Annotated in this window: 5 protein-coding genes; all 5 read left to right on the forward strand. The window is 65.6% G+C overall.

From position 1 onward, the window contains the following. Positions 1–500: 500 nt before the first annotated feature. Positions 501–1,307 (forward strand): biotin--[acetyl-CoA-carboxylase] ligase, encoded by an 807-nt coding sequence (locus Q1L59_RS13285; RefSeq protein WP_300332963.1) that lies wholly within the window; start codon positions 501–503, stop codon positions 1,305–1,307. Continuing rightward, entirely contained in the window at positions 1,304–2,023 is a 720-nt protein-coding gene (locus Q1L59_RS13290; RefSeq protein WP_300332965.1) for a type III pantothenate kinase, read from the forward strand. The genes Q1L59_RS13285 and Q1L59_RS13290 overlap by 4 nt, the downstream gene beginning before the upstream one ends. 37 nt (positions 2,024–2,060) lie before the next feature. Further along, the gene (locus Q1L59_RS13295) at positions 2,061–2,465 is read left to right on the forward strand and encodes a DUF350 domain-containing protein (RefSeq protein WP_300332967.1); all 405 of its coding nucleotides are present in this window, start codon (positions 2,061–2,063) and stop codon (positions 2,463–2,465) included. A gap of 67 nt (positions 2,466–2,532) precedes the next feature. Then, complete coding sequence (locus Q1L59_RS13300) at positions 2,533–3,561, forward strand: SPFH domain-containing protein (RefSeq protein WP_300332984.1); 1,029 nt, start codon at positions 2,533–2,535, stop codon at positions 3,559–3,561. Between the two features lie 59 nt (positions 3,562–3,620). Further along, positions 3,621–4,398, forward strand: a 778-nt coding sequence (locus Q1L59_RS13305) for a DUF4178 domain-containing protein (RefSeq protein WP_300332986.1), incomplete at its 3' end; no start/stop codon positions are given.

Consider the following 4,398-nt stretch of genomic DNA (forward strand, 5'->3'; position numbering starts at 1 on the left):
CGGCTATCTCCCGAACGTATTCCAGCGCATCACCTTCCCACAGCCGCTTCGCCAGATCCATAGGCGAAACCATAACGAAAAACCGCTACGGTGTCCAGCGGAGATCTGGCGAAGGGTAAGGTCAGACGAGAGGGACTTGCCAGCCGACCCGAGGCAAAGCGCCACAGTCAGCCGCGAACCTGGAAGCAGGCGCCAGACAACCACCAACCAATCACCGTCCTCAGGCTGGAAGCCCAGGTCGGAGTCTCATCTATGCTCCACTGTTAATTATGTGGATCTGAATGCAAATGTCAAGTTGATGGCAAGAACTGGGCAGCAACAGGCACTGCGGCCAGTCGCACGCGCGGCCGGGCCGGCCCAGCGCTTGCCGAGGCTCGGCGATAACAGGTCGCCGCGCCGACGCGCATCATATTCAGCGATAATGGCTGCGCCCTGTGGTTGCCCTGTCGTTTGTCCAATCAGCCTTTTCCCGCAACGGTGTCTGCTATCCGCGCCATATCATGAATGCTCCTGCTGCATCGTGCCTGATCGAGCCCGACCGTCTTCGCGCACGGCTCGGCGCGGCGGCGCAGGCGTTTGCCCTCGAAGTGCTGCCCGCGTGCGAGTCGACGAGTACGCTGCTGCTCGCGCGTGCGCGCGGCGGCGCACCGTCGGGGAGCTTGCTCGTTGCCGATCAGCAGACGGCCGGGCGCGGGCGGCGCGGGCGGCAATGGCTGTCGTCGCCCGCGGCGAGTCTCACCTTTTCGCTGCTCTGGCGCTTCCCCGGCGGACTGGCCAGGCTGGCCGGTCTGTCGTTGGCGGTGGGGGTTGCCCTGGTGCGCGCGCTTGAGCAATACGGAATCGCCGGACTCGGTCTGAAATGGCCAAACGACCTTCTGCTCGATGGCGGCAAGCTCGCTGGCGTCTTGGTCGAGCTCGAAAGCGGGCCGCGCGAGGTGCTGGCGGTGATCGGCATCGGCCTGAATCTGCAACTTCCGCCGACGGGCGAGGGCGATTTCCTGCATCCCCCGGCGGCCTTGGCGCAGGTCATCGAGCCGCTGCCCGAGCGGCACGACTTGTTGGCGCAATTGCTGATCGCCCTGGCAGGCGTGCTTGGACGTTTTGATGCCGGCGGTTTCGCCGTCTTGCGCGATGAGTGGCAGGCGCGGCACGCCTGGCAGGAGCGTCCGGTGCGGCTGCTTGACGAGCTATGCGCCGAACGTGCCGGCATCTGTCTGGGTGCCGACCGCGACGGAGCGCTGCTCCTGCGCACGGAAACCGGCGTCGAGCGCTGTTTTTCCGGCGACGTTTCCTTGCGCCGGGCATGATCGTCGCCATCGACGCTGGCAACAGCCGGATCAAGTGGGGAGTACACGACGGCGCGAGCTGGCTTGCCAACGGCGTGCTGGCGACGCGCGATGTCGCTCGCTTGCACGAGGTCGCCGACGCGTGGCCGGCAGATGCGCGCATCGTTGCCTGCAACGTTGCCGGAGCGGCGGTTGGCGAGTCGATTGCGGCGCAGCTTGCGGTGCCTCAGCGCAGGCTGGCTTTCCTGCAGGCCAGCGAAGAAGCCTGCGGCGTGCGCAGCCGCTACGAACGTCCGGCGCAACTCGGCGCCGACCGTTGGGCCGCACTGATCGGCGCGCGCGCGCGGCATTCCGGGCCTTGCCTGGTGGTCAGCGCCGGGACGGCGACGACCGTGGACCTGCTGGATGCGCACGGGGTTTTTCGCGGTGGTCTGATCCTGCCCGGGTTTGACCTGATGCGCGCGACGCTGGCCGAGAAGACGGCGCAGCTTCCGCTCGCCGAAGGCGTTTTCCGGGACGAACCGCGCAATACGATGGACGCCATCGTCAGCGGCTGCCGACAAGCGCAGCTCGGCGCCATCGAACGGACCTTCGCGGCCCTCGCGGGCGAGCCGCAGGCGCTCTGCCTGCTCACCGGCGGCGGCAGCGCGGCGCTTGCCGCCCACTTGAAGATTCCCTTCGAATTGGCGGACAATCTGGTCCTGGGCGGGTTGCTGCGCTTTGCCGCCACGCTGTGAAGTGCGGTGCTGGTGCCCCGCAGAAAGGATGATTCGCATGCCGACGCACATGATGATGGCGCTGCCCGCTTTCCTGGCGTATTTCGCCGTGGCGCTCGTTCTGCTCGGGCTGTTTCTGCTCGTCTACCTGAACATCACGCCGTATCACGAAGTCGCCCTGATCCGCGCCGGCAACAACGCGGCGGCGATCAGCCTCGGCGGCGCGCTCGTCGGTTTCGCCATGCCCGTGGCCAATGTCATCGCGCACAGCGACACGCTGGCCGACCTGGCGGCCTGGGGCGCAGTTGCCGGCGTGATCCAGATTCTCGCCTACCTCGTGGCGCGCTTCACCCTGCCCCAGATCAACCAGGACATTCCAGCCGGCCGCACGGCGCCGGCCATTTTTCTCGCCGTCTTTTCGCTGACCGTCGGCCTGATCAACGCCGCCTGCATGACCTACTGACCGTCCTGCGGGCGAGTTGCACGGTCTCGCCGACGGACACCGCACCGCACGCCTTTGGGAGATCGCCATGGCTTTCATGGATTTCATCAAGAAACAGTTCATCGACGTCATCCACTGGACGGAAGAGGGAGACGGCGTCCTTGCCCAGCGCTATCCGATGCAGGATTTCGAGATTCAGTACGGCGCTCGTCTGACCGTACGCGAATCGCAGATGGCGCTCTTCGTCAACGAGGGCCAGGTGGCCGACGTCTTCGGCCCCGGTCTCTACACCTTGACGACCAACACGCTGCCGGTGCTGACTTACCTGAAGAACTGGGACAAGCTCTTCGAATCGCCCTTCAAGTCGGACGTCTACTTTTTCGCGACGCGCCTGCAACTCGACTGCAAGTGGGGGACGCCAAACCCGATCACCATTCGTGACAAGGATTTCGGAGTGGTCCGCCTGCGCGCTTTCGGGATCTATTCGTACAAGCTGGTCGACCCGCGCAAGTTCCACAGCGAGGTCTCCGGTACGCGCGAGCAATACACGGTCAAGGACCTGGATGGACAGTTGCGCAATCTGGTGATTGGCGCGATGACCGACCTCTTTGCCGAGTCGGGCGTTCCCTTCATCGACATGGCGGCCAATCAGGACGAGTTCGGCCGTGCGCTGAAAGGCAAGCTGGAACCGGTTTTCGAACGCTATGGCCTGGCGCTCGACAGCTTCGTCGTGCAGAACGTCTCACTGCCCGAGGAACTGCAGAAGGTGCTCGATGCGCGCATCGGCATGAACATGATCGGCGACCTGGGTCGCTACACGCAGTATCAGGTCGCCAACAGCATCCCGCTGGCGGCGCAGAACGAAGGCGGCATCGCCGGCATTGGCGCCGGCCTTGGTGCGGGCCTGGGTATCGGCCAGACGATGAGTTCGGCGCTGGCGCAAGCGATGCAGGGCAATGCGCCGCCGGCAGGCGCTCCGGCACCCGGCGCAGCGCCGGTGAGCGCCGACGAGATCGTCGCGACGCTGGAGAAACTGCACGGCCTGGTCGCCAAAGGCATTCTGTCGCAAGCCGAGTTCGACGCCAAGAAGGCCGAGTTGCTCGGCAAGCTGGGCTGAGCCGCCGCGCTGTCTGGCGTGGCGACGAGCGCGGACGGCCCTGACGTGGAGATTCCGGCGTGAAGCGAGCGACCTGCCCGTCGTGCGGCGCGCCGGTCGTCTTTCGCTCGCAGGCGTCGCTCTACGTCGTCTGCGACTTCTGCCGCAGCATTCTGCTGCGCAGCGGCGAAGACCTGCAGAATCTTGGCCGCATGGCCGACCTGCTGGAGGATGCTTCGCTGCTGCAAATCGGTAGCGAAGGAAGCTTCCGCGCTCACCACTTCGCGGTCATCGGCCGTATCCAGTTGCGTTACGCGGCGGGAACCTGGAACGAATGGCACATTCTCTTCGACGACGGGCGCAGCGCCTGGCTGGCCGAAGGCGCCGGAGAATACATCGTCAGCGCGCAAGTTCCGGTGCACGATCCTCTGCCGGCTTTTGCCACGCTTAGCCCGGAGGCGCCGGTGATGGTCGATGGGCGGCGCTTCACGGTCACCGACCTGAAGACGGCGCGCTGCATCGCCGGCCAGGGCGAGCTGCCGTTCAAGGTCGCCGCTGGCTACGACGTCAACACTGCCGACCTGCGTGGGCATGACCGCTTCGTCACGCTCGACTACAGCGAGAACCCGCCGCTTGTCTTCGTCGGGCAGGTGGTCGCTTTTGCCGACCTGCAACTCACCAACCTGCGGCCGACTGCGGATTCCGGCGGGGCGCCGCAGATCGCCGCGCGCGCATTCAACTGTCCGCATTGCGCGGCACCGCTGCAGATTCACTCGCCGGCGATCGAGCGTATCGGCTGCGATAGCTGCGGCTCGATCATCGGCGTCGAGAACGAGAACCTGCGCGTCCTTGCCCAGG

Source organism: Accumulibacter sp., from assembly GCF_029255125.1.
Taxonomy (GTDB): domain Bacteria; phylum Pseudomonadota; class Gammaproteobacteria; order Burkholderiales; family Rhodocyclaceae; genus Accumulibacter.